Source organism: bacterium (genome assembly GCA_018814885.1).
In the GTDB taxonomy this organism is placed as follows: Bacteria; Krumholzibacteriota; Krumholzibacteriia; order LZORAL124-64-63; family LZORAL124-64-63; genus JAHIYU01.
Genome location: JAHIYU010000112.1, coordinates 1 through 21,013, shown reverse-complemented (window position 1 = coordinate 21,013; position 21,013 = coordinate 1). Strand labels below are relative to the sequence as shown.

Sequence of the window (21,013 nt, the reverse complement as noted above, 5' to 3'; positions counted from 1 at the left end):
GGCGGCGCGCGCCGGCATCCGCACCACCATCTACGTGCCCGCCGCCGCACCGGCGGCCAAGCTGGCGCAGCTCGAACTCCACGGGGCCGAGGTCGTACGCGTGGAAGGCACCTACGACGAGGCCTTCGACCGCTCGCTCCGCGAGATCACGGCCCGCGGCTGGTACTCGCGCAACTGCGCGCATAACCCCCTGCTGGTGGAGGGCAAGAAGACGGTCGCCCTGGAAATCGTCCTGGCCCGCGCCGGCCGCGCCCCCGACGCGGTCTTCGTACCCACCGGCGACGGCTGCATCGTCTCGTCGGTCTGCAAGGGCTTGCAGGAGATGGCCGAGCTCGGCCGCCTGGACCGCATTCCGGCCGTGTTCGGCGTGCAGGCGGCAGGCGCCGCGCCGCTGGCTTCGGCCTGGCAGCGGGCCGGCGCGAACGCCGCCGGCTACACACCGGCCGAGGCCCTGGCGGCCATCGCGCCCGTGCAGCCCGAGACCCTGGCCGATTCCATCGGCGTGGGTATCCCCCGCAACCGGCTGAAAGCCTGGTCGCGGGTGGCGCGCACCGGCGGCGGGTTCCTGAGCGTCTCTGACGACGAAATTGTCGTCGCCATCCGGCTGATGACCGAATACGCGGGCGTATGGGCCGAACCCTCGGGCGCGGCCGGTCTGGCGGGGCTGGTCAAGGCGCGGCGGGCGGGCCTGGTCGGGGCGCAGGACACGATCGTGGTTCTGGTGACGGGGCACGGGTTGAAGGATCCGCTGGCTGGCCTGTCCCTCCGATCGTGATCCGGTTCGACCCTCAGAACCTCGCGCCCGCGCCCGCGAGGAAATGCAAGCCCACGTCGGTCATCGAGGCACCGCCGTCGACGACGTCGACATCGACGTGAGACCAGGAGGCCCGCACGTCCCCCGAGAGGTAGAATCGCTCGCCGAGATCCAGTCGCCGTCCCACCCCGACGACCGCCAGCGGCCCCGAAACGTAGTACCCCCAGCCGAACACCCCCTGGTGCTGGTCGAAGACGCGCCCGCGGACCGTGCTCTCGACGTGCGTCAGCACCACGCCCGCGCCTGCCATCAGAACATAATCCGATACGCGCCACAGCCGCTGCAGGCTCACCATGTTGTAGCCGTGGGTGAACTGGAGGTCCTGGACCTCCGGCGGCGGGTTGTCGAGGATCAGCTTGTGGTGCAGGAAATCCAGCGCCCAGCCGTGGCGAGCGCCCCAGCGGATCAGCCGGAAGTCGTAGTAGAACGGCATCTCGTGCGGTTCGCTGCGCATGCGGCCGTCGATGTCGAGATCCGGGAAACCCGCCTGGGTGATGTGGACGACGCGGTCGGGCACCAGGGGCGCCCCGCCGTGCATCTCGAAGGTCCAGCCGGAGCGCGCGGGCGTCGCCAGGCCGGCGATCGCGCACGCCGCCAGGGCGAGCGCGACGCCGGTGCGCGATCCTCGGTAGTCAACCATCACTCGCATCCCCGCGCTAGCGCACGCCCTTCAACGCGCCCAGCACGAAAGCGGTGACCTCGTCGGCGCGGGTGGCCAGGGGCGTGTCGCGCTTGCTGAGCACCCAATCGGTGGCCATCTGGTCGAGCACGCCGAAGATCATCCTGGCCGTCAGCAAGGGATCCATGTCGGGGCGGAAGACGCCCTCGTTCTGGCCCTGGACGACCACGCCGGTGATGATCTCGAGGTAGTCGCGCAGGCGCGTGCGGCTGAAGACATCCAGGAAATTGAGGCTGTGGCGCAATTCCACCTGCAGGATCACCGCCAGGTCGCGGTTCTCGCCCACCTGCTCCAGGTGCAGCCGCACGATGTCGCTGATGCGGGTGACGGCGTCATCCCCCGGGTTCATTTCCAGGATGCCCTGGCTGATGAATCGATCCATGGCCCGGTCGAACACGGCCACCAGCACGTCCTGCTTGCTCTTGAAGTAGAGATAGATGGTGCCGTCGGCCACGCCCGCGCGACGGGCGATCCGGGCCACGGTGGTGTAGTGGTACCCGCTGCAGGCGATCTCGACGATGGCCGCGTCGAGGATCAGAGAATGCTTGCCGTTGTCTCTCTGCATCGACACGTTCGACCTCGTTGAACAGGTATTCAGACCGCCGTGTTCGTGTCGACGGTGATAGGGAGCCTGTCCATCGAGTATATCCGAACGACGGCGCGATGGGAACGAAAGGGTTGTGCCGCGGAAAATGGGGCCGGCCCACCGGAGCGCCCGATCTCGACAGTCAGATGTCTCTAACTAGCATGTATTTCAATACGTTGATCCCATCTGAGGAGCCGGGGACAATTTCCAGGGCACAACCCACGCTAAATGATTGTCGATTATTGACGATGCATTGACATCGGAGTCCATCGCGTCTACAATAATGAATGATCGTTCATATTCATCATAATCCGGGAGTGGTCATGAGCAGATACGTCAAGAAGGTGGCGGTTCTCGGTTCCGGAGTCATGGGCAGCGCCATCGCCGCCCACTTCGCCAACGCCGGTGTGCCCTCGCTGGTGCTGGACATCGTGCCGCCGGACCTGGAAAACGCCGCCGAAGCGGGCCATGCGGCCCGCAACGCCATCGCCGACGGCGCCGTCAAGGCCATGGTCAAGACCAAGCCTGCCCCCCTGTTCACCCAGGATTTGCTCGCGCTGATCGAGACGGGCAACTTCGAGGACGACTTCGCGCGCATCGCCGACGCCGACTGGGTGATCGAGGTGGTCAAGGAGGACCTGGCCATCAAGAAGAAGGTGCTCGCTGCCGCGTCCGGGCATCTCGGTCCCGCAGCCTGGCTGTCCAGCAACACCTCCGGCCTGTCGCTCGCCGCGATGGCCGAGGTCCTGCCCGCGCAGCAGCGGCCGCGCTTCCTGGGCACCCATTTCTTCAATCCGCCGCGCTACATGAAGCTCCTGGAGCTGATCCCCACCGCCGACACCGATCCCGCGGTGCTCGCTGCCGTGGCGGACTTCGCCGAGGTCCGTCTGGGCAAAGGCATCGTGCTGGCGAAGGACACGCCCAACTTCATCGCGAATCGCATCGGCGTGCACGCCATGATGGTCACCATGCGCGTGATGGCGGAGATGGGTCTGACCATCGAGGAGGTCGACGCCCTGACCGGTCCCGCCGTGGGCCGTCCCAAGACCGCGACCTTCAAGCTGGCCGACCTCGTCGGGCTCGACACCTTCCTGCACGTCGCCGACAACGTGCGCGAGGCGGTCGCCGGCGACGAGGCCCGCGACGTCTTCGACCCGCCTCCCTTCCTGCGCACCATGGTGGAGAAGGGCCTGCTGGGACGCAAGAGCGGCGGCGGCTTCTACAAGATGATCAAGCAGCCCGAGAAGACGGTCCTGACCCTCGACCTGGAGACCTTCGAATTCCGCGACAAGCAGAAAGCCAGGTTCCCCGAGATCGAGCAGGGCAAGACCATGGACGACCTGGTCGAGCGCCTGCGGTTCCTGGTCTTCGGCAAGGGACGCGGCAGCGAAGCGATCTGGAAGATGCTCGCGCCGTCCTTGAGCTACAGCGCCATGCGCCTGGCCGAGATCTGCGAGGAGGCGTCGGCCATCGACCGCGCCGTGCGCTGGGGCTTCAACTGGGATCTGGGCCCCTTCGAGACCTGGGACGCCCTCGGCTTCCGCAAGGTCACCGAGAGGCTGAGGGAGGACGGCTTGCCGCTGCCGGGATGGATCGACGCCCTCTACGACGAAGGCGCCGAGACCATCTACCGGACCGACGGCGGCACGCGCGAGTCCCCCACCGCCGAGCCCGGCGCCTTCGTTCCCGTCCCCGTCAACCCGCGCGTCTACGATTTCGAGTTCCTGCGCCGTGCCGGCGGCGCGATCCGGGAGAATCCCGGCGCCTCGCTGCTGGACCTGGGCGACGGCATCTTCTGCATCGAGTTCCACTCCAAGATGAACGCCATCGGGCAGGACCACATCCAGATGGTCATGACCGGCTGCGACGAGGCCGAGCGCAACGGTCGCGCCCTGGTCGTCGCCAACCAGGGCGAGCACTTCTCCGCCGGCGCCAACCTGATGCTGCTCCTGATGGAGGCCATGGAGGGCAACTGGGAAGACATCGACATGATCGTGCGCGCCTTCCAGGGCATGAACGACCGGCTCGCCTTCTGCCGGGTCCCGGTGGTCGCGGCTCCGCACGGCCTGGCCCTGGGCGGCGGCTGCGAGGTGACCATGGCCGGCGACGCCGTGCGCGCCGCCGCCGAGACGTACATCGGCCTGGTGGAATTCGGGGCGGGGGTCGTGCCCGCGGGCGGGGGTTGCGCCAGGTTGTACCAGCGCCACGTCGCGTTGCTGCCGGACCGCGCCGACCTCTATCCCGCGCTGAAGGCCGCCTTCGAGACCATCGGCATGGCCAAGGTGGCCACCAGCGCCGCCGAGGGCCGACAGCTTGGCTTCCTGCGCCCCGCCGACTCCTGGAGCATGAACCGCGATCTGCAGGTGGCCGACGCCAAGGTGCTGGCCGCGGCCCTCGCAGAGAGCGGCTACGCCCCGCCCCTGCCCGAACCGGCCGTGCCGGTGATGGGGCGCAACGGCGTGGCCCTCTGCGAATCGGTGCTGTTCAACATGGAGCAGGCGGGCTACATCAGCGAGCACGACCACAGGATCGGCGGCTACCTGGCGCGCATCCTCAGCGGCGGCGACGTGCCGGGACCGACCACGGTCTCGCACCAGCACCTGCTCGACCTGGAACGCGAATATTTCCTGAAGCTCTGCGGCGAACGCAGGACCCTGGAACGCATGCAGAGCCTGCTGAAGACCGGCAAGCCCCTCCGGAACTAGGAGAATGGACATGAGAGAAGTCGTCATAGCCCTGGCCCTCCGCACTCCCGTGGGAAAGGCGAAGCGGGGATCGTTCGCCCAGACGCGGCCCGACGACCTGGGCGCCGCCGCGGTGCGCGGCATCATGGAACGGGCGCCCGGGCTCGACCCCCGGCACGTCGGTGACGTGATCATGGGTTGCGCCATGCCCGAGGGCGAGCAGGGCATGAACGTGGGGCGCAACATCGCCCTGATATCCGGGCTGCCCGACGAGGTGCCCGGCATGACCGTGAACCGGTTCTGCTCGTCGGGGCTGGAGACCGTCAACCTGGGCGCGCTGAAGATAGCCGCGGGCCAGGAGGACGTGATCATCGCCGGCGGCGTGGAATCGATGACCATGGTCCCCCTGGGCGGGCAACGCTACCTGCCGAACCCCGGCCTGGTGGCCGCGGATCCCGGCACCTACCTGACCATGGGTCTGACGGCCGAACGTCTCGCGGTGGCGGACGAGCTCACGCGCGAGGCCCAGGACGCCTTCGCCCTGGCCAGCCACCGGAAGGCCCTGGCGGCGATCGCCGCGGGCAGGTTCACCGACGAGATCGTGCCCGTCGCGACGAGACTCACGAAGCCCGGCGCGGACGGCAAGCCGCAGGTGATCGAGCTGACCGTCGACACCGACGAGGGTCCGCGCCACGACACCTCGCTGGAGAGCCTGGCCAGGCTGCGTCCTGCCTTCAAGCAGAACGGCACGGTCACCGCCGGCAACGCCAGCCAGATGAGCGACGGCGGCGCCGCCCTGCTGCTGACCACGCCCGAGATCTGCGCCGAGATCGGCCTGGAGCCGCTGGCGCGGTTCGTCACCTACGCGGTGGCCGGCGTCGAGCCCGAGATCATGGGCATCGGACCGGTCGCGGCCGTGCCGAAGGCCCTGGCTCAGGCCGGCCTGAAACTGGACGATATGAACGTCATCGAGCTGAACGAGGCGTTCGCGGCCCAGAGCCTGAGCGTGCTGAAGCGTCTGGGCCTCTCGCCCGACGACGAGCGGATCAACGCCAACGGCGGCGCCATCGCCCTGGGCCATCCCCTGGGCTGTACGGGCGCCAAGCTGGCCGCCACCGCGCTGCACGAGCTGCGCCGGCGAGACGGCAAATACGCCATGGTCACCATGTGCATCGGCACCGGCATGGGTGCCGCGGGGATCTTCGAGGCCCTCTAGCAGGCGAGAAGGAGTACGACATGTCCGAGATCAAGACCTATCCCACCGGCGGCGAGTTCCTGCTGACAGAGACCGCCCCCGACGCGGTCTTCACGCCCGAGGACTTCGACGAGAACCAGCGCATGATCTCCCAGGCGGCGTCCGATTTCGTGGAACAGAAGATCGCGCCTCTGCGCCAGGAGCTGGAATACGAGGGCAAGACCGAACTGGGCAAGCCGCTGCTGAAGGAAGCCGGCGCGATGGGCCTGCTGATGGTCGACGTGCCCGAGCGCTTCGGCGGCATGGGCGCGGACAAGGCGACCATCATGCTCGTCAGCGAGGTCATCTCGCGCGCGGGGAGCTTCGCGGTGACCCACGGCGCCCAGTCGGGCATCGGCACGCTGCCCATCGTCTACTTCGGCACGCAGGCGCAGAAGGAGAAGTACCTGCCGCGGCTGGCCACGGGCGAACTGCTCACGGCCTACGCACTGACCGAGCCCGGCAGCGGCAGCGACGCCCTGGCGGCGTCCACCACCGCCGTGCTCAACGAGGCCGGCACCCACTACATCCTCAACGGCACCAAGCAGTACATCACCAACGCCGGCTACGCCGAGATCTTCATCCTCTTCGCCAAGGTGGACGGCGAGAAGTTCAGCTGCTTCATCGTGGAGAAGGACGCCGGCGGCGTGACCATCGGCCCCGAGGAAAAGAAGATGGGCATCAAGGGCAGCAGCACCTGCCAGGTCATCCTGGAGGACTGCCCCGTACCCGTGGAGAATCTGCTGGGCGAGATCGGCCGCGGGCACGTGATCGCCTTCAACATCCTCAACGTGGGACGCTTCAAGCTGGGCGCCAGCTCGGTGGGCGGCTGCAAGGCCGTGCTCGAGGAAACCGTGCCCTACACCTCCCAGCGCCACCAGTTCGGGCGCCCCCTGAACGACTTCGGCCTGATCAGGCGCAAGCTGGCCGATGTGGCGGTCAAGACCTTCGTGTCCGAGGCCATGGTCTACCGCACCGCGGGGCTGCTGGACCGGGCCATCGCCACCCTGGACAAGACGGCCGACGACTACGATCTGCAGTCGATCCTGAAGGTCGAGGAGTTCAGCATCGAATGCTCCATGATCAAGGTCTTCGCGACCGAGAGCCTGGCGCTGGCCGCCGAGGAGGGCGTGCAGATGCTGGGCGGGTACGGCTACTGCTCGGAATACATCCTGGAGCGGATCTATCGCGACGAACGCATCAACCGCATCTTCGAGGGCACCAACGAGATCAACCGCATGATCATCCCCGGCATGCTGATGCGCAAGGCGCTCAAGGGCGAACTGGCCCTGCTGCCGGCGGCCCAGGCGGTGGCCGGCGACCTGCTGGCGATCCCGTCCTTCGGCGACATGGGCGAACCGGCCTTCCTGGAGGAGGAGTCCAGGATCGTCGCCAACCTCAAGAAGATCGCGCTGGCGACCCTGGGCATCGCGGCCCAGAAGCACGGCGAGAAGCTCAAGGACCAGCAGGAGATCCTCGCCGACGTGGCCGACATCGTCATGGAGGCCTACGCCTGCGAGAGCGGCCTGCTGCGCACGCTGAAGAAGGCCGAGGCGGACGGAGAGGCGAGCGCCCGGCTCATGGCGCGCATGGTCACCCTGTGCGTGCACGACGCCGTGGAGCGCTGCGGAACCTGGGGACGCAACGTGCTGGCCAACACCCTGGCCGGCGACGAGCTGCGCACCATGGTGGCCGGACTGAGACGCCTGGCCAAGCACGATCCCGTCCCGCGGGCGAAGCTGCACGGCGAGATCGCCGAGGCGGTCATCGAGGCGGGCGGTTTCACCGTCTGATTTCCTTCGTGGCATCGGGACAGGAAGGGCCCCCGCGATCGCGGGGGCCCTTCTTCACGAGATCACCGGTCGAATGGTCACTTCACGAGCACCAGCTTGGTCGTCGCGACGACATCGTCGCCCACGAAGCGCGCGAAGTAGACGCCGCTGGCCGCGCGCGCGCCGTCCTCGGCGCATCCGTCCCAGATCGCCGCGTGCTCGCCGGCGCCCACGTGGCCATCCACCAGGGTGCGTATCCTCCGCCCGGTCAGGTCGTGGATCGCCAGGCTAACGCGGCCGGCGCGGGCGATCGCGAAGGCCACTTTCGTGCTCGGGTTGAAGGGATTGGGGTATGCGCCCTGGAGCCGTGTGGCCAGGACGGGCAGGCCAGCGGCGCCGGTGCCGGGATCGGCCTCGCGTAGGCCCTCGACCAGGAAGTCGTCGAAGTGGAAGCCGTCCTCGTGAATCGAGCTGTCGCTGACCAGCAGGAAGCGGAAGCGGACGTCCGCCTCGCCCAGCCAGGGGGCCAGGTTGCGTTCCTCGTAGACCCACGCGGCCTGGGCGCCCTCGTAGTAGGGCTCGCCGCTCTCCTGCGCGCCCTGGCCGGAACCGGGCTGGGTGTGGGACGAGGCCAGCGGCGTCCAGCTGCCGCCGCCGTTGGTCGAGACCTGGAACTGCACGCCGTCCCAGTTGGTCTCGATATTCCACTTGCACCAGTAGCCGACCGTGCCGGACATGATGTCGCTCAGGTCGAGAGCCTCGGTGACGGCGCAGGGACTGCTCGCGTAGTCCCCGTATTCGCCCGCAGGGGAATCGGTCATGTCCTGTCCCCCGCCGTAGCCCGGCGAGTCGATGCCCCAGTCGCCGGTCCACTGGCCGGCTCCCGACTCGAAGTCGTCGGAGAAGACGACCACTTCCTCGGCGATGCCCAGCGTCATGTCCGGCGCGGCGACCGACGCGCCGTCCAGGGTGACGATCTGCTCGCCGGTGATATGACCGGCCGCCGAGTAGACCAGGCGGTAATCCCCGTAGACCAGGTTCGGCACCGTGTACGCGCCGCCCGAGGCCGCCGCGCTGCCGACCACCGCGACGTGTTCGTTGAGCGGGTGGGTGTAGACGTTGATCTGCGCGTCGATGGGCGTGCCGCCCGTCTCGAAGACATAGCCCGTGATGTCGCCGTGCGCCACGGGAGCGAGCACCACGTCCAGCACCGTGGGCGTGCCCCAGGTGGTCGAGACGCCGGTGACGGTCTGGGGGATGTAGCCGTAGGCGCTGAAGGTGATCTCGTAGGTGCCGGTGTCCAGCAGCTTGTAGTAGTCGCCGAAGGCGGGATCGGTGTGCACGGACATGGAATTACCCGTCACGGTGACGGTGGCTTCCAGGGGCAGGCCGGTGTCGGAGCCGGTCACCACGCCGTTGACGCCGTACCTCGCCGACTTGATCCAGTGCATGTAGCTCTCGCGGTTGTCGTCCCAGAAGCCCACCAGCGTGCTGGCCGCAGGCCACTTGGTGTTGGAGAATTCGATGGTCACGTCTATGCAGTCGGTCTGGTCGTAGCTCCAGTCCTGAAGGCAGCCCTGGGTGATGTACCATGCGGCGCCGTTGGTGATGCCCTGGGGGAACGAGCCGTTGTACATGGGCAGGTTGTAGGTGCTGTACTCGAGGCTCATCTGGATGAGGGCGTCATTGTCGGGCGCCAGCGTGTAGGTGTAGTCCCAGGGATAGTTGACCACCAGGGCGCCGCCGTGGCCGTTCTGGCTCAACACGAAGTCGTTGGCATTGCCGTAGTCCATGAAATGGATGGTCTCGGTCTCCTGGGTGCTGTGCGTGCCCGCGGGCTCGGGGAAGTTGCGGTTGAGATCCACGCCGTTGGCGTTGTAGCGCTGGTCCAGGACGTAGCCGTCGGGATTGAACAGCGGCATGATGTGGATCTCGTAGTTGTCCACCAGGTCGGTCACGTCCTCGAAGCCGGCCACGCCGTAGTTCTCGGTGAGGTAGTGGGCCAGGTTGAGGGCCATCACCATGGGCACGACCTCGTCGCCGTGCATGGTCGAGGAGATGCGCACCTCGGCCTCGGCCTCGCTGCTGGTGACGTTGTCGGAGATTACGAGGCCCCACAGCTCGCGTCCCTGCACCGAGGTGCCCCACTGGAAGGTCCGGGCGAGGGTCGGATAGTTGCTCGCGACGTTGGCCAGGATGGTGCCGATCTGCGCGTGGCTGGGGTAGTAGTCGTAGGGATCGGTCTTGACCGCCGACGTGCCCTTGGCGGCCATCTCGGCCCAGACGCGTTCGGCCTCCTCGCGCGCGGCGCGATCCAGGTCCGGCATGATCACGGGATTATAGCCGGCCGCGACCAGGGCGTCGATCTCCTCGCGGGTGGCGCGCACGTCGATCACCACGTGGTGCGTCTTGGGCGTGTCCCAGACGACGGTCAGATCCTCGCGGTCGAATTCGGCCAGGGGCGCCCGGGCCAGCATGACGGTCAACGCGTCCATGTCGCGCAGCTCGATCCTGACGGGGAGGTCCCGCCATTCCTTGATCTCCCACTGCGGGAGCCCGTTGCGGTCGAGGGGTATGGCGTCTGCAGCCGCGACGGCAGCCGCGCCGAAGACGGTGAGGATCACGAGCGACATCCACGCGGCCGACGCAAGGGGGCGCCTGGGATTAAACATGTCAAAGCCATCCTTGATGTTCGGATAAGCGAAGTGCGTTCGGCGGGGACGGGAACGCGGGCGACTTCCACAACTGCCTAATTATACATCATTTTCCCTGAAAAATACAGCCGCATCCTGATCCCTTCGGCCAGGAAACACCGTCTCACGGCGATGGAAAAGGGAGAGGGTCGATACCCTCTCCCGTAAGCCTCTGCGCAGCAGAGGCGCTCGCAGCGAGCGCGCCTGGAGGGAGAGGGTGTCGACCCTCTCCCTCTGCGCGTCGAGTTATTTGACCAGCATCACCTTCTGGACGGCGGTGTGTCCGTCGGCGGTCAGGCGGAAGTAGTAGGTTCCGCTGGCTACGCGTCGGCCCTGGTCGTTGGTGCCATCCCACTGGCGCTGATGGACAGCCGCCGGCAGGTTCTCGTCCACGAGCGTCCTGACCATGCGCCCGCTCAGATCGTAGACCATGAGCTTGGCATGTCCGGGCTTGGGCAGCTCGAACTTGATCGAGGTCGTGGGGTTGAAGGGGTTCGGGTAGTTCCGGTGCATCACGAAGCGGGCCGGCGTACCGTTGTAGACGACCTCCACCTCGGCTCCCCTGTCCGTCTCCACGCCGTCCACCACGAGCGCGTAGCTGTAGTAGAGCTTGGAGCCGGGAGCGATGCCGTAGGGCACGTCGAGGTACTCGATGCGGCCCTCCGCGTTGCTCAAGGCGTCGCCGGTCAGGCGCTGGGCCTCTTCACCGGCGGTACGACGGTAGACGTGGAAACCGTCCACCAGGGCGGGCTCGTACTCCCAGATCAGCATGACGCCTTCGCTGCCGGACGAGGCGGTCATGGCGCCGGCGCCCACGGGCACGGGCTGGGCGTACGAGAAGCTCATGCACCACTCGTTCAGGGTGCCGGTGTCGAGGCTGGCATTGTCACTGACGAACAGCGTCCAGTCGCCGTCGGTGTCTTCGCCGACGAAATCGTCGAGATCCCCCTCCGGGTCCAGCTCGGTGGGGTACCATCCGAAGATGTCGTCCACGGAACTGCCGGTGCGGTTGTGCAGGGTGATGGTGGTGCCTCCCGGCGAGGTCAACGCCACGATGAGATCGCCCTGCCAGGTGTGGGTGATGTCCACGAACACCTCGACGCCGCTGACCGCGTAGCCACCGTTGAGCGATACGGCGATGGCGTCGGTGATGCCGGCGGGGGTGTTGTCGGGTATGGCCAAGGCCGGCGTGCTGCAGAATTCCTGGTTGTATTCCGGGTTGAGGATCAGGTCGAAGCCGGTGATGACTTCGCCGACTGCGAACGTGACCTCGATGTTGCCGGTACCCCAGCCCGCATGGGAAGCCCGGAGGGCGTAGGTGCCGGCGAACAGGCCCGTGAAGGCGTAGGCGCCGTCAGGACCGGTGACCAGGGAACCGCCGCCGGGGAGCAACTCGACCAGGGTGCCGGAATGATCGAGCTCGCCGAGGAGCTCGACCGTGCCGCTGATCGCGGCCGTTCCCGGCTCCTCGGTCGCCAGCAGCCAGATGACTGCGTTCTGCAGGAGATCGACGCGCGAACCGGCGTCCATGGCCGTGTAGTTGAAGGTGAAGAACACGATCTGCCCGCCCACGGGAGACGACGTCGGGTCGTAACACACGACCGAGGCGTTGCTGTCCTCGGTCCAGCCACCGGCCTTGACGGCGCCGGCCGCGACCGGCAGGGCATCCTCGTCGCCGTAACCCACGTAGGTCACGGCGATCGGGCCGGTGATCAAGTTCGGCACGCTCATGACATAGTGATAGGGATCGGCGACGGTCACGTCGCCGCTGCTGTCGCCGGTCCAGCCGGTGACGTGCATGACCTCGGCCGCGAAGACGGGATCGCTGTAGTAGTGGTCGTAGCCGACCTCGCCACCCTCGAGCAGCAGATGCCCGCCGCCCTGGACGAAGGCCACCAGGTTGCTGCGGAAGGTCGCGTCGGCGAGGGTCGTGGTGTTGTTGCCGCTGGTCACGATCAGCATGTCGTAGCTGGTCCAGTTCAGCGGATCGGTGCCGGCCATGGTCTCGACCTCGATCGTGAAACCGAGACCCTCCAGCTCGGCGACCATGGTGTCGACGGCCTTGCCCGAGGACTGGTAGCCGGGGGCGAGGAGTTTGCCCTTGTCGTCGAGCTTGTCGGGCTCGGTCTTGGCGGCGACGTGGTCGTCGATCAGCAGGATGCTGCCGCTGGTCGTCGCGAGGGCGAAGTCCTGGACCATGGTGGGCGTCGCCAATTCGAGGTTGAACGTCTGCGGCGCGTAGCCGAAGGCCCGGGCCGTCAGATTGTAGTTGCCGTAGGGTACCGGCCCGGTTGCGTAGTCACCCGTGCCGGCATCGGAGACGACAGAAGCCACAAGTTCGCTGGTCGCGGTGTCCACCACCTCGATCGTAGCCACGAGCTTGGCCGAGAGGATCTCGCTCACGTTGCCCGTGAACTCGCCGTAGAACACCGGCAGCAGCGTGAAGTCGAAGCCCGTGAGCGAGCCGCCGCTGGGGACGGTCGCCACGGCCGACTGGGGATGCCAGTGCTCCTTGCTGACGCTGACGGTGTAGTCGCCGCCGAAGATATCGGCGAACTCGTAATAGCCGGTGACGTCGGTCGTCGTGGAGAGACCGGCCGGGATCAGCTCGACGAGCACGCCGGAGTGATCGGTCTCACCGTCGAGTGTGACGGTGCCGCTCAGCAACGCGTCGCCGAACTCGGGCGTGACCAGCCAGGTGATGGCGTTCTGCAGCAGGTTCTGCGTGCAGGACGTGGCCAGCGCCGCGTAGTTGAAGGTGAAGAAGACGATCTGGCCGCCCTCCGGCGCCGTGTTGGTGTCGTAGCAGATCACGCCGCCGTCGGTCGGGTAGGTCGACCAGTTGCCGGCGAGCTGGGCGTCGGGCAAAAGCGCCAGGGCGTCCTGGTCGCCGTAGCCGACATAGGTGACCACGTTGCCGCCCGAGAGGACGTTGGGCACCGACATCACGTAGTGGCTCGGATCGGCGACCTCGAGCATACCGCTGCTGTCATGGTTCCAATCGGTGGAGTGCATGACGCGTTCGGCGAAGTCCGTGTCGCTGTAGTGGTTGTAGCCTACCTCGCCGCCCTCCAGCAGGATATGCCCGCCGACATCCGCGTAGGCGACCATCGCGTCGCGGAAGGCCGCGTCGGAGAGGCTCGAGGTGTTGTCGCCCGCCGACACCAGCAGCACGTCGTAGCCCGGCCACGACGCGGGATCGGTGGTTGCTATCGTCTCCAGCACGACCCCGTAGCCCAGGTACTCCAGGTCGGCGACCAGGAGATCCGCGGACTTGGCGCCGCTGCGCTCGTACGCCGGCGCCAGGAGCCTGCCGTCCTCGCCGTACTTGGCGGGAACGACCTTGCCGGCCGGCGTGTCGTCGATCACGAGCACGTCGCCGACGGTCGGATCGAGCGCGAAGTTCTTCACCACCGTAGGCTCTGAGATCTCCACGCTGATGTTCACCGGGATGTGGTGATAGGCGCGCACGTTCACCGAGTACTCGAAGTACGGCAGCGCCGAGGTCGCGTACGCGCCCGTCACGCCGTCGCTCGTCGTCGTCGTGTAGAGCTCGCCGTTGTCGCTGCGGTACACGTTGATCGTCGCTTCGAGCAGCTCGCTCGTCTCGGAGTCCATGACTACGCCCGCCAGGACGCCGCTCGGGGCGGACGTCAGGGCGATGTCGTGTACATTCGCGCCATAGTTGACGAACAGCGGCGTCTCGTAGTGGTTGTAACCGAAGAAGTCCACCACGACCGAGTAATCGTCGACCAGGATGTCCTCGCCGATGTCGTAGTCGCCGCTCGCATCGGTCGTCGCGCTGAACATCTCGACCGCGCCGTCGAATAGCTGGACGATCGCGCCGACGGCCGGGCTGCCGGCCGCGTCGACGTGACCGGTCAGGGTGCCGTAGGCTTCGATCACGTCGAAGTCCTCGCTGTACAGGTCATAGCCGCTGACCGCGATGATGCCCGTGATCACGCCCGTCTCCGCGGGGGTGATCTCCAGGGAGTAATCGCCTGTCGAAAGCTCGCTGTCGTCCGGCAGCACCGCATACAGCGTGTGGCCGCCCTCGGCCACCGTCGCGTGCAGCGTGCCCGGCAGGTTCAGCGGGAACATGTCGGTCATGCCGATGCCCGTCGTCACCGTCAGGTCCGGCGACGCCAGCGCCAGGGCGTTGACCGTCAACAGCTCGCGGAACAGCTCGTACGGGTCGGCCGCGTTCTTGCCCACGATGTCGATCGTCGGACCGAACGGGTAGTTCACGTTGATCACGGCGACGCCCAGGGCGTCGGTCTGCAACGGCGTCGTCGCGTAGCCGAGACCCTCGGCCCACACGTCCAGGCCCACCACGGGCGTCACCCCGTCCTCGCCGTAGACCGTCACGGTCACGTCCGTCGCCACGTTGGCGTCGATCGAGGTGGGATCGATGATCACCGTCGCCGGCACGATCACCGGCACGTCGACGACGTACGGCTCGTAGTTCTGCATCATCACGACGAGCTTCGCCGTGCCGGGGGTCAGGAACCCGTCCAGGTCGAACAGAGCCTTGCCGCCCGCATCGATCGTGCCGCTGGCCAGCAGCACGCCGCCCTGGGTCAGGCCGACGTAGCTGCCCGGTGCCGCGTCGACGTCGATGCTCACCGCGTTGGTGAAGAACGTCGGCATGTGGCTCACCGGGTTGGTCGCGGGCACGCCCATGTACGTGCTCAGGGAAGGATCGCCGAGCAGGTTGTAGATGTTCCAGTAGTACGTCTCGATGCTCGAACCGGCCTCGGTGACGGCCATGTTGCCGCAGAACACCACCGCGTCGTTGGTCACGTACCACTGCGCCGGCGCTTCCCCGTGATCGTGGAACACGCCGTCGTACGCGCCGATGCCCGTGCTCTCGACGGGCCAGGCCGTGCCGTCGATCTGGCTCGACGCGTGGAATCCCACGCCCCACCAGTAGTCCTCGTTCCAGTAGGTCGAGTTCGACCCGCCGATGTAGCCGACCGCGCCCTTGTCCGTCGCGCGCAGGAACGTCTCGCCGAAGCACTCGCCGATATCGTAGCTCGAGGTCAGGCAGCAGTTGCCGACGGCCAGGAAGTACTTGCCGTAGTTGCTCAGGCTGTTGATGTTCGACTGGGTGTAGCTCGGGTCGCTCCAGCTCGTCGTGCTGCCGTGAGCGGTGTAGTTGATGTATCCGATGCCGTTTTGACAGTCCTGGACGATCGCGGCCGCGGCCCCGGGGGCGTCCGACGCAGGGTAAAGATAGGTATTGCTGGTGATCCCGTGCGCCGCGTTGAAGTAGTGCTCGGTCCCGTAGTTGATCTGGCCGTTGCCGTGGGTCGGCGCGTAGCCCGCGTCCACACCCGCGATCATCGTCACGTCGCTCAGATAGCCTGGGTCGGGCATCGTGAACTGGTCGTACATCATCGTCTTGTCCAGCTGCGCCTGGAGCTGCGCGCTGTTCGTCGCCGAGAAACGACCGTAGTACATCTCGGGGTACAGATCGCCGTCCACCGCGCAGTACGGGCGGTCGGTCGCGTCGCCGCTCAGGGTGAACGTCGGGCACTGGGCCACGTCACCCACGAACAGCACGAAGCTCGGCGCCGGGTTCTCCGGCGTCGCGCCGTTGTACAGTCCATGCAGGTAGGTCTGGATCGACGTCGACGTCGAACCCACCTCCGGGGTGCCGATCACGGCCATGATGACCTCGAAGCCGCGCTCGGTCTTCCAGGTCGCGAAGTCGGCCAGCTGGTACTCGAACTCGGGAGCGGTGACGATCACCATCGTCACCTTGTCGCCCACGCGATCGGGATGGTCGATGTGGTCGGTCTTGATCCCGGCCACGTTCGCGAACACGGGCGCGAAGAACGGGCTGTAGGTGCTGGCGAAGAGCTCGTCGCCGGCAGCCCTGTCACCGCCCTCGAAGACCACGCGCACGTCCATGGACTCGTGAACCACGAGCTGGTTCTCGCGGGGCAGGTATTCCACGGGTGAGATCTCCAGACGACCCAGCGCCTGGGAGCGCAACGAACCCAGCGCCACGATACGGGCCATCTCGCCCGCGACCTTGGGCTGGGCGTAGGCCGCGCGATCGTAGAGGAAAGGCAGGTTCTCCAGATCCGCGCTCTTGGATACCGGCGGCTGGGCCGGGAAGATCGGGTTGGTCACGCCATACGCCGCCAGATCAATGGTCCGGCTCTGTACGGAGAGGACCTCGATGCGGGCCGATGCGCCGTAGGGAATGGCCACGAGCCGGTTCATCATCGGTAGCTCGGGGGCCCCCTCCACGTGCGAAGCGTGAAAGCCCGGAATGGTGATCCGGGTGAACGCGCCGGCCTTGGTACTCACGTCCAGGGCCGACAATGCGCCGACATCGATGCGGAATCGCAGCCCGTCGTCGCGATCGGAGGTCAATAGAAGCTGGCTTGCGCCGCCCTTGACCGGAATGCTGGTCGTCGCGCCGAAGGCCGTACTCGCGGCCAGTACGCACGCAGCGAAAATCAATAGCATGGTTTTCACTCGCATCGTGATGATCCTTTCCATGGGGTGGGCACATGAATAACCCGGCAAAGCGGGGAATTGCCGGATCACAAACACCGAGGTTTCGATTATTTTAACACAAGCCTTTCAAGATTTGAACTATAGATGTCCTATTAATTATAGGTATTTTTACAATAATGATTCTCTAATTCAATATATGCCACGCATTGGGGTCTCGTTCTTTAATCCCAGGTTAACATGTCCGGAAATACTGCCCCGGCGTATGCGATCCCGGTTTTTCAGACTATGACGCGGACCAAGCTGCGAAGCTGTCCGTCCGCAAGTTCGCGAACGACACCACATCCCCCATCAACCTGAGGGGCATTGACCGGCCGAGTTGCGAAACCCATTGACCGTTCGTTGACTCCATGGGATCCATGATGTAACATATCAAGAGGCAAACCATCTCCCCCGCTGGACCTTGCGCACGTCGCCAACCTGGGACAGGGAAACTCAATGAGGAAATGGCATTCGTTCGTCGTCGTGGCCATGGGCTTGGCCGGTCTGGCCGCTTCATGCGGGCGTCTCGAACCGCTCGGAACGCTGCTGGTCTTCTCTGAGCCGGCCGGCGCGACGATCCTGATCGACGGTGCGACGACCGGCGACACGACGCCTGCGGAACTGCTGCTCCCCGTCGGTTCCCACACCGTAGCCGTCACCAGGTCCGGCTTCCAGATCACACCGGTCATCCGCACCGTCAACGTGCCTCCCGGCCAGCGCGTTCAGGCAGGCTTCACCCTGGCGGAGCTCGGCGAGTTGACGGTCACCTCGACGCCCGCCGGCGCCGCGATCTTCCTGGACGGGGAGGACAGCGGCGAGGTGACGCCGCACACCTTCACGCTCGTGGTCGGCGAGCACACCGTCGACGTCGCGCTGGACGGATACGTTGCCGACGGCGGCGGACGCACGATCGACCTGGCGCCCGACGGCACGCCGCCCGTCGATTTCGGCATGCTGCCCGCGGGGACCCTGACCGTCACCTCCACCCCCGCCGGCGCGCAGATATTCCTGGATGGCGACGACGCCGGCCAGACGACCCCCCACACCTTCACGCTGGCCGCCGGCGACTACACCGTGCACGTGGAGAAGAGCGGCTACACGTCGGACCCCGTCAGCCTGGACGTCACGGTCGGGGCCGGAGCCGACATGACAGCCGACTTCGCCATGACGGACACCGGCGTCTTCGGCTCCCTGTCGGTTACCTCCTCGCCCCCCGGCGCCTCCATCCACTTGGACGGCAGCGACACCGGCGAGATCACTCCGCACGTCTTCGCCCTGGCCGCCGGCGCCTACGATGTGGCCGTATCCCGCCGCAACTTCCACGCGCCGGCGGCGCAGCAGGTCGTCGTACAGGCGGCCGGCGACAGCGACGCCGACTTCGCGCTGGCGCCCCGCAAGATCGTGCTGCTGGAGTACATGTCCGGCGTGAACTGCGTGGGCTGTCCGGCCATGAACACCATGCTCGCCAACGTCGAGGCCGCCGGCTACGGGCCCCACGTCATGCTCGGGTTGAAGTACAGCGGCCCCTTCGGCGGGCAGGACCTGCACTACGAGGCCAACCCGGCCGTGCTCCAGGCCCGCATGACCGTCTACGCGGACAACACCACCTGGAACTGGGCCGCGCCCACCCTCTTCTTCGACGGCGACCTGCCGGTGGAGCCGAACGGTTATCCCGCGATCGGCGACCTGGTGCTGATGCTCGACGCCGCAGCCGCGACGGATCCCGGCTTCGCCGTCGATGTGCACGTGAACGACTTCGACGCCACGGATTTCGAGGTGACCGTGGACCTCGTGGCCACGCGCGACGTCGTCAACGCCAACGCCGTGCTCAACGTCGCCATCGTGGAGAACCCCATCCTGTACACCGAGCCGCAAAACGAGGCCGGCGAGGACGAATTCCACTGGATCTGCCGCGAATTCCTCCAGGCGGACGTCACGCCGCTGCCCATCGGGCCGGACGCACTCGCCCACTTCGAGATCACCGTGGCGCGGCAGGGCACCTGGTCCGGCGTGCCGGACAACCTGCTCGCCATCGCCTTCGTCCAGGACGAAGTCACGCGGGATGTGCTGCAGGCCGGCGCCACGCCGACCGCCCATGAAAGGGACCAGCCGTGAGACACCTCAAGCTCGTCATCATGACGTCCGCGGTCCTCGGCTGCGCCCTCGCGGCCGCCGCCCACACGGTGCAGCGCACCGTCCTGCTGGAGACCTTCACCAACGTCAGCTGCGCGGGCTGCGCCGGCGCCAATCTGGTGACCAGCCAGGTCGTCGACGACCGCAGCAACCACGAGGTCGTCAACGTCCAGTTCCACCTGAACTGGCCGGAAGCCGCGGACCCCTTCTACACGGCGAACCCGGCGGACAACTTCATCAGGGCCTTTTACTACGAGATCGCCGACGCTCCCGACCTGATCACCGGGGGCGTCAACAAGCCCGTGCCCGGCAACGCCGACGATCTGTCCGCGGCGATCGACGACTGCCGTGACATGCTGACTCCCCTGAGCATGGTCGTGGCGTACGACCTCGACGGCGCGGACCTGACAGTCGCCGTCGGCATCAAGGCCGTGGCGCCGCCGCCAGCCGGCGAACTGCGGCTGCACGTGGCAGTGGTCGACGAGCTCGAGCATTACGACACGCCGCCCGGGGACAACGGCGAGACCGACTTCCACTGGACGATGCGAGACCAGATCCCCAACTTCAACGGCACCTGCTTCACGATCGACGAGGGCGACTCGCTCACCTTCAACCTGCCGTCGACCGTGGACCCCGCCTGGCTGGATACCGATCTGCAGGTGGTGGCCTGGGTCCAGGACTTCGACACCAAGGAGGTCCTGCAAGCGGCGACGTCCGCCCCTCCCCTGTCCTACGCGGCCTCGTACTACGCCGAGCGCTACGGCAAGGTATCGCCCGTGGACGAGTTGTTCCGCTTCGACGGCTGGGTGGTCAACGCCGGCGCCCTGTCCGACACCTACGACTTCCACATGGATGTCGACGCCCCCGGCTGGCAGGTCTCCGCCTGCGCGGGCACAACCTGTTACCCGCCCTGGGTCACTGACTTCAGCGTGGAGCTCGCCCCGGACGCGGAGGAGATAATCTCCATCGACGTCACGCCGTCGACGAACGGCGCCACGGGCACGATCACGATGAGCCTGACCAGCCGGGGCGACCGCGATCTCCGGATCGACCGCACCTTCGTACTGATCACCCCGGGCTCGGACCTGCTCTACGTGGACACGGATGAAGCCAACGGCTACGCACCGTACTTCACCGCCGCGATGGACGCGGCCGGCGCCACCTGGTCGGCCTGGGACGTCAAGGCCATGGGACGCCCCGACGCCCTCGATTTCGGCGTCTTCACGAAGGTCGTCTGGAACACCGAAGCGGCCTCGCCCGGCTTGACGGATGCGGATCGTGGGGCGCTCGGCACCTACCTCGCCGGCGGCGGCGACCTGATGCTGTCGGGACAGGACCTGGCCTTCGGACTCTGCGATCCCCTGAGCCCGCACCGCACGCCCGCCGCAGCAGCCTGGTACGAACAGCACACCGGTGCGGTGTACGTCGCCGACGACGCGCAGGACAGCAGCGTCTCCGGCGCGGCCGGAGATCCCGTGGGCGACGGCCTCGCCTTCTCCCTGGCCGGCGGGGACGGCGCCGGCAACCAGGACTACCCCGACGTGCTCTCGCCCCGTGACAACGCCCGCTCGGCCCTCGACTATTCCCCCGGCAACAGCGCCGCGGTGCGCTTCGGCCTGGGCGACGCCAGGGTGGTGACCCTGGGTTTCGGCTTCGAGGGCATCTCGGCGGCGGCCGACCGCAACGCCCTGATGGCGTCCATACTGGCCTGGTTCGACGACACCACCGTGGGCGCCTCAGCCGGCGCCTCGCCACCTCTGCGCCTGTCCGGGGCGGCCGCCCACCCCAACCCCTTCAACCCGGCGACGACGCTCTCCTTCGCCCTCGCGGGCGACGGCGCTGCCGAGACCCACCTCGACATCTTCGACGTGCAGGGACGCCGCGTGCGCCGGATCTCGGCCGGCC

The 21,013-nt window shown here is 66.9% G+C and carries 10 protein-coding genes; 6 read left to right on the top strand and 4 right to left on the bottom strand.

Features of this window, described 5'->3' with window-relative positions; genetic code table 11:
- A partial coding sequence (locus KJ554_07355) for a pyridoxal-phosphate dependent enzyme (GenBank protein ID MBU0742144.1) occupies positions 1 to 775 on the top strand: 775 nt, incomplete at its 5' end.
- Positions 776 to 788: 13 nt separating this feature from the next.
- On the opposite strand, the gene KJ554_07350 is transcribed toward KJ554_07355, so the two are convergent.
- Together KJ554_07350 and KJ554_07345 are read right to left on the bottom strand one after the other, a co-directional pair.
- A complete protein-coding gene (locus KJ554_07350) occupies positions 789 to 1,454 on the bottom strand; it encodes a hypothetical protein (protein ID MBU0742143.1) in 666 nt (221 codons plus the stop codon).
- Positions 1,455 to 1,470: 16 nt separating this feature from the next.
- Positions 1,471 to 2,064, bottom strand: a complete 594-nt coding sequence (locus tag KJ554_07345; protein ID MBU0742142.1) for a TetR family transcriptional regulator — start codon at positions 2,062 to 2,064, stop codon at positions 1,471 to 1,473.
- Positions 2,065 to 2,402: 338 nt separating this feature from the next.
- On the opposite strand from KJ554_07345, the gene KJ554_07340 reads away from it, so the two are divergent.
- Genes KJ554_07340 through KJ554_07330 form a run of 3 tightly spaced genes read left to right on the top strand, consistent with a single transcriptional unit; the run spans position 2,403 to position 7,790 of the window.
- Positions 2,403 to 4,784 (top strand): 3-hydroxyacyl-CoA dehydrogenase/enoyl-CoA hydratase family protein, encoded by a 2,382-nt coding sequence (locus KJ554_07340; protein ID MBU0742141.1) that lies wholly within the window; start codon positions 2,403 to 2,405, stop codon positions 4,782 to 4,784.
- 10 nt (positions 4,785 to 4,794) lie between these two features.
- Positions 4,795 to 5,979 (top strand): acetyl-CoA C-acyltransferase, encoded by a 1,185-nt coding sequence (locus KJ554_07335; GenBank protein ID MBU0742140.1) that lies wholly within the window; start codon positions 4,795 to 4,797, stop codon positions 5,977 to 5,979.
- A gap of 20 nt (positions 5,980 to 5,999) precedes the next feature.
- Positions 6,000 to 7,790, top strand: coding sequence for an acyl-CoA dehydrogenase family protein (locus tag KJ554_07330; protein MBU0742139.1), 1,791 nt, complete (start codon positions 6,000 to 6,002; stop codon positions 7,788 to 7,790).
- A 77-nt stretch (positions 7,791 to 7,867) separates the two neighbouring features.
- On the opposite strand, the gene KJ554_07325 is transcribed toward KJ554_07330, so the two are convergent.
- Both KJ554_07325 and KJ554_07320 read right to left on the bottom strand, forming a co-directional pair.
- Entirely contained in the window at positions 7,868 to 10,441 is a 2,574-nt protein-coding gene (locus tag KJ554_07325) for an immune inhibitor A (protein ID MBU0742138.1), read from the bottom strand.
- A 267-nt stretch (positions 10,442 to 10,708) separates the two neighbouring features.
- Complete coding sequence (locus tag KJ554_07320) at positions 10,709 to 16,945, bottom strand: proprotein convertase P-domain-containing protein (GenBank protein ID MBU0742137.1); 6,237 nt, start codon at positions 16,943 to 16,945, stop codon at positions 10,709 to 10,711.
- A 486-nt stretch (positions 16,946 to 17,431) separates the two neighbouring features.
- On the opposite strand from KJ554_07320, the gene KJ554_07315 reads away from it, so the two are divergent.
- Complete coding sequence (locus KJ554_07315; GenBank protein ID MBU0742136.1) at positions 17,432 to 19,090, top strand: PEGA domain-containing protein; 1,659 nt, start codon at positions 17,432 to 17,434, stop codon at positions 19,088 to 19,090.
- A partial coding sequence (locus KJ554_07310; GenBank protein MBU0742135.1) for a hypothetical protein occupies positions 19,087 to 21,013 on the top strand: 1,927 nt, incomplete at its 3' end. The genes KJ554_07315 and KJ554_07310, both read left to right, overlap by 4 nt.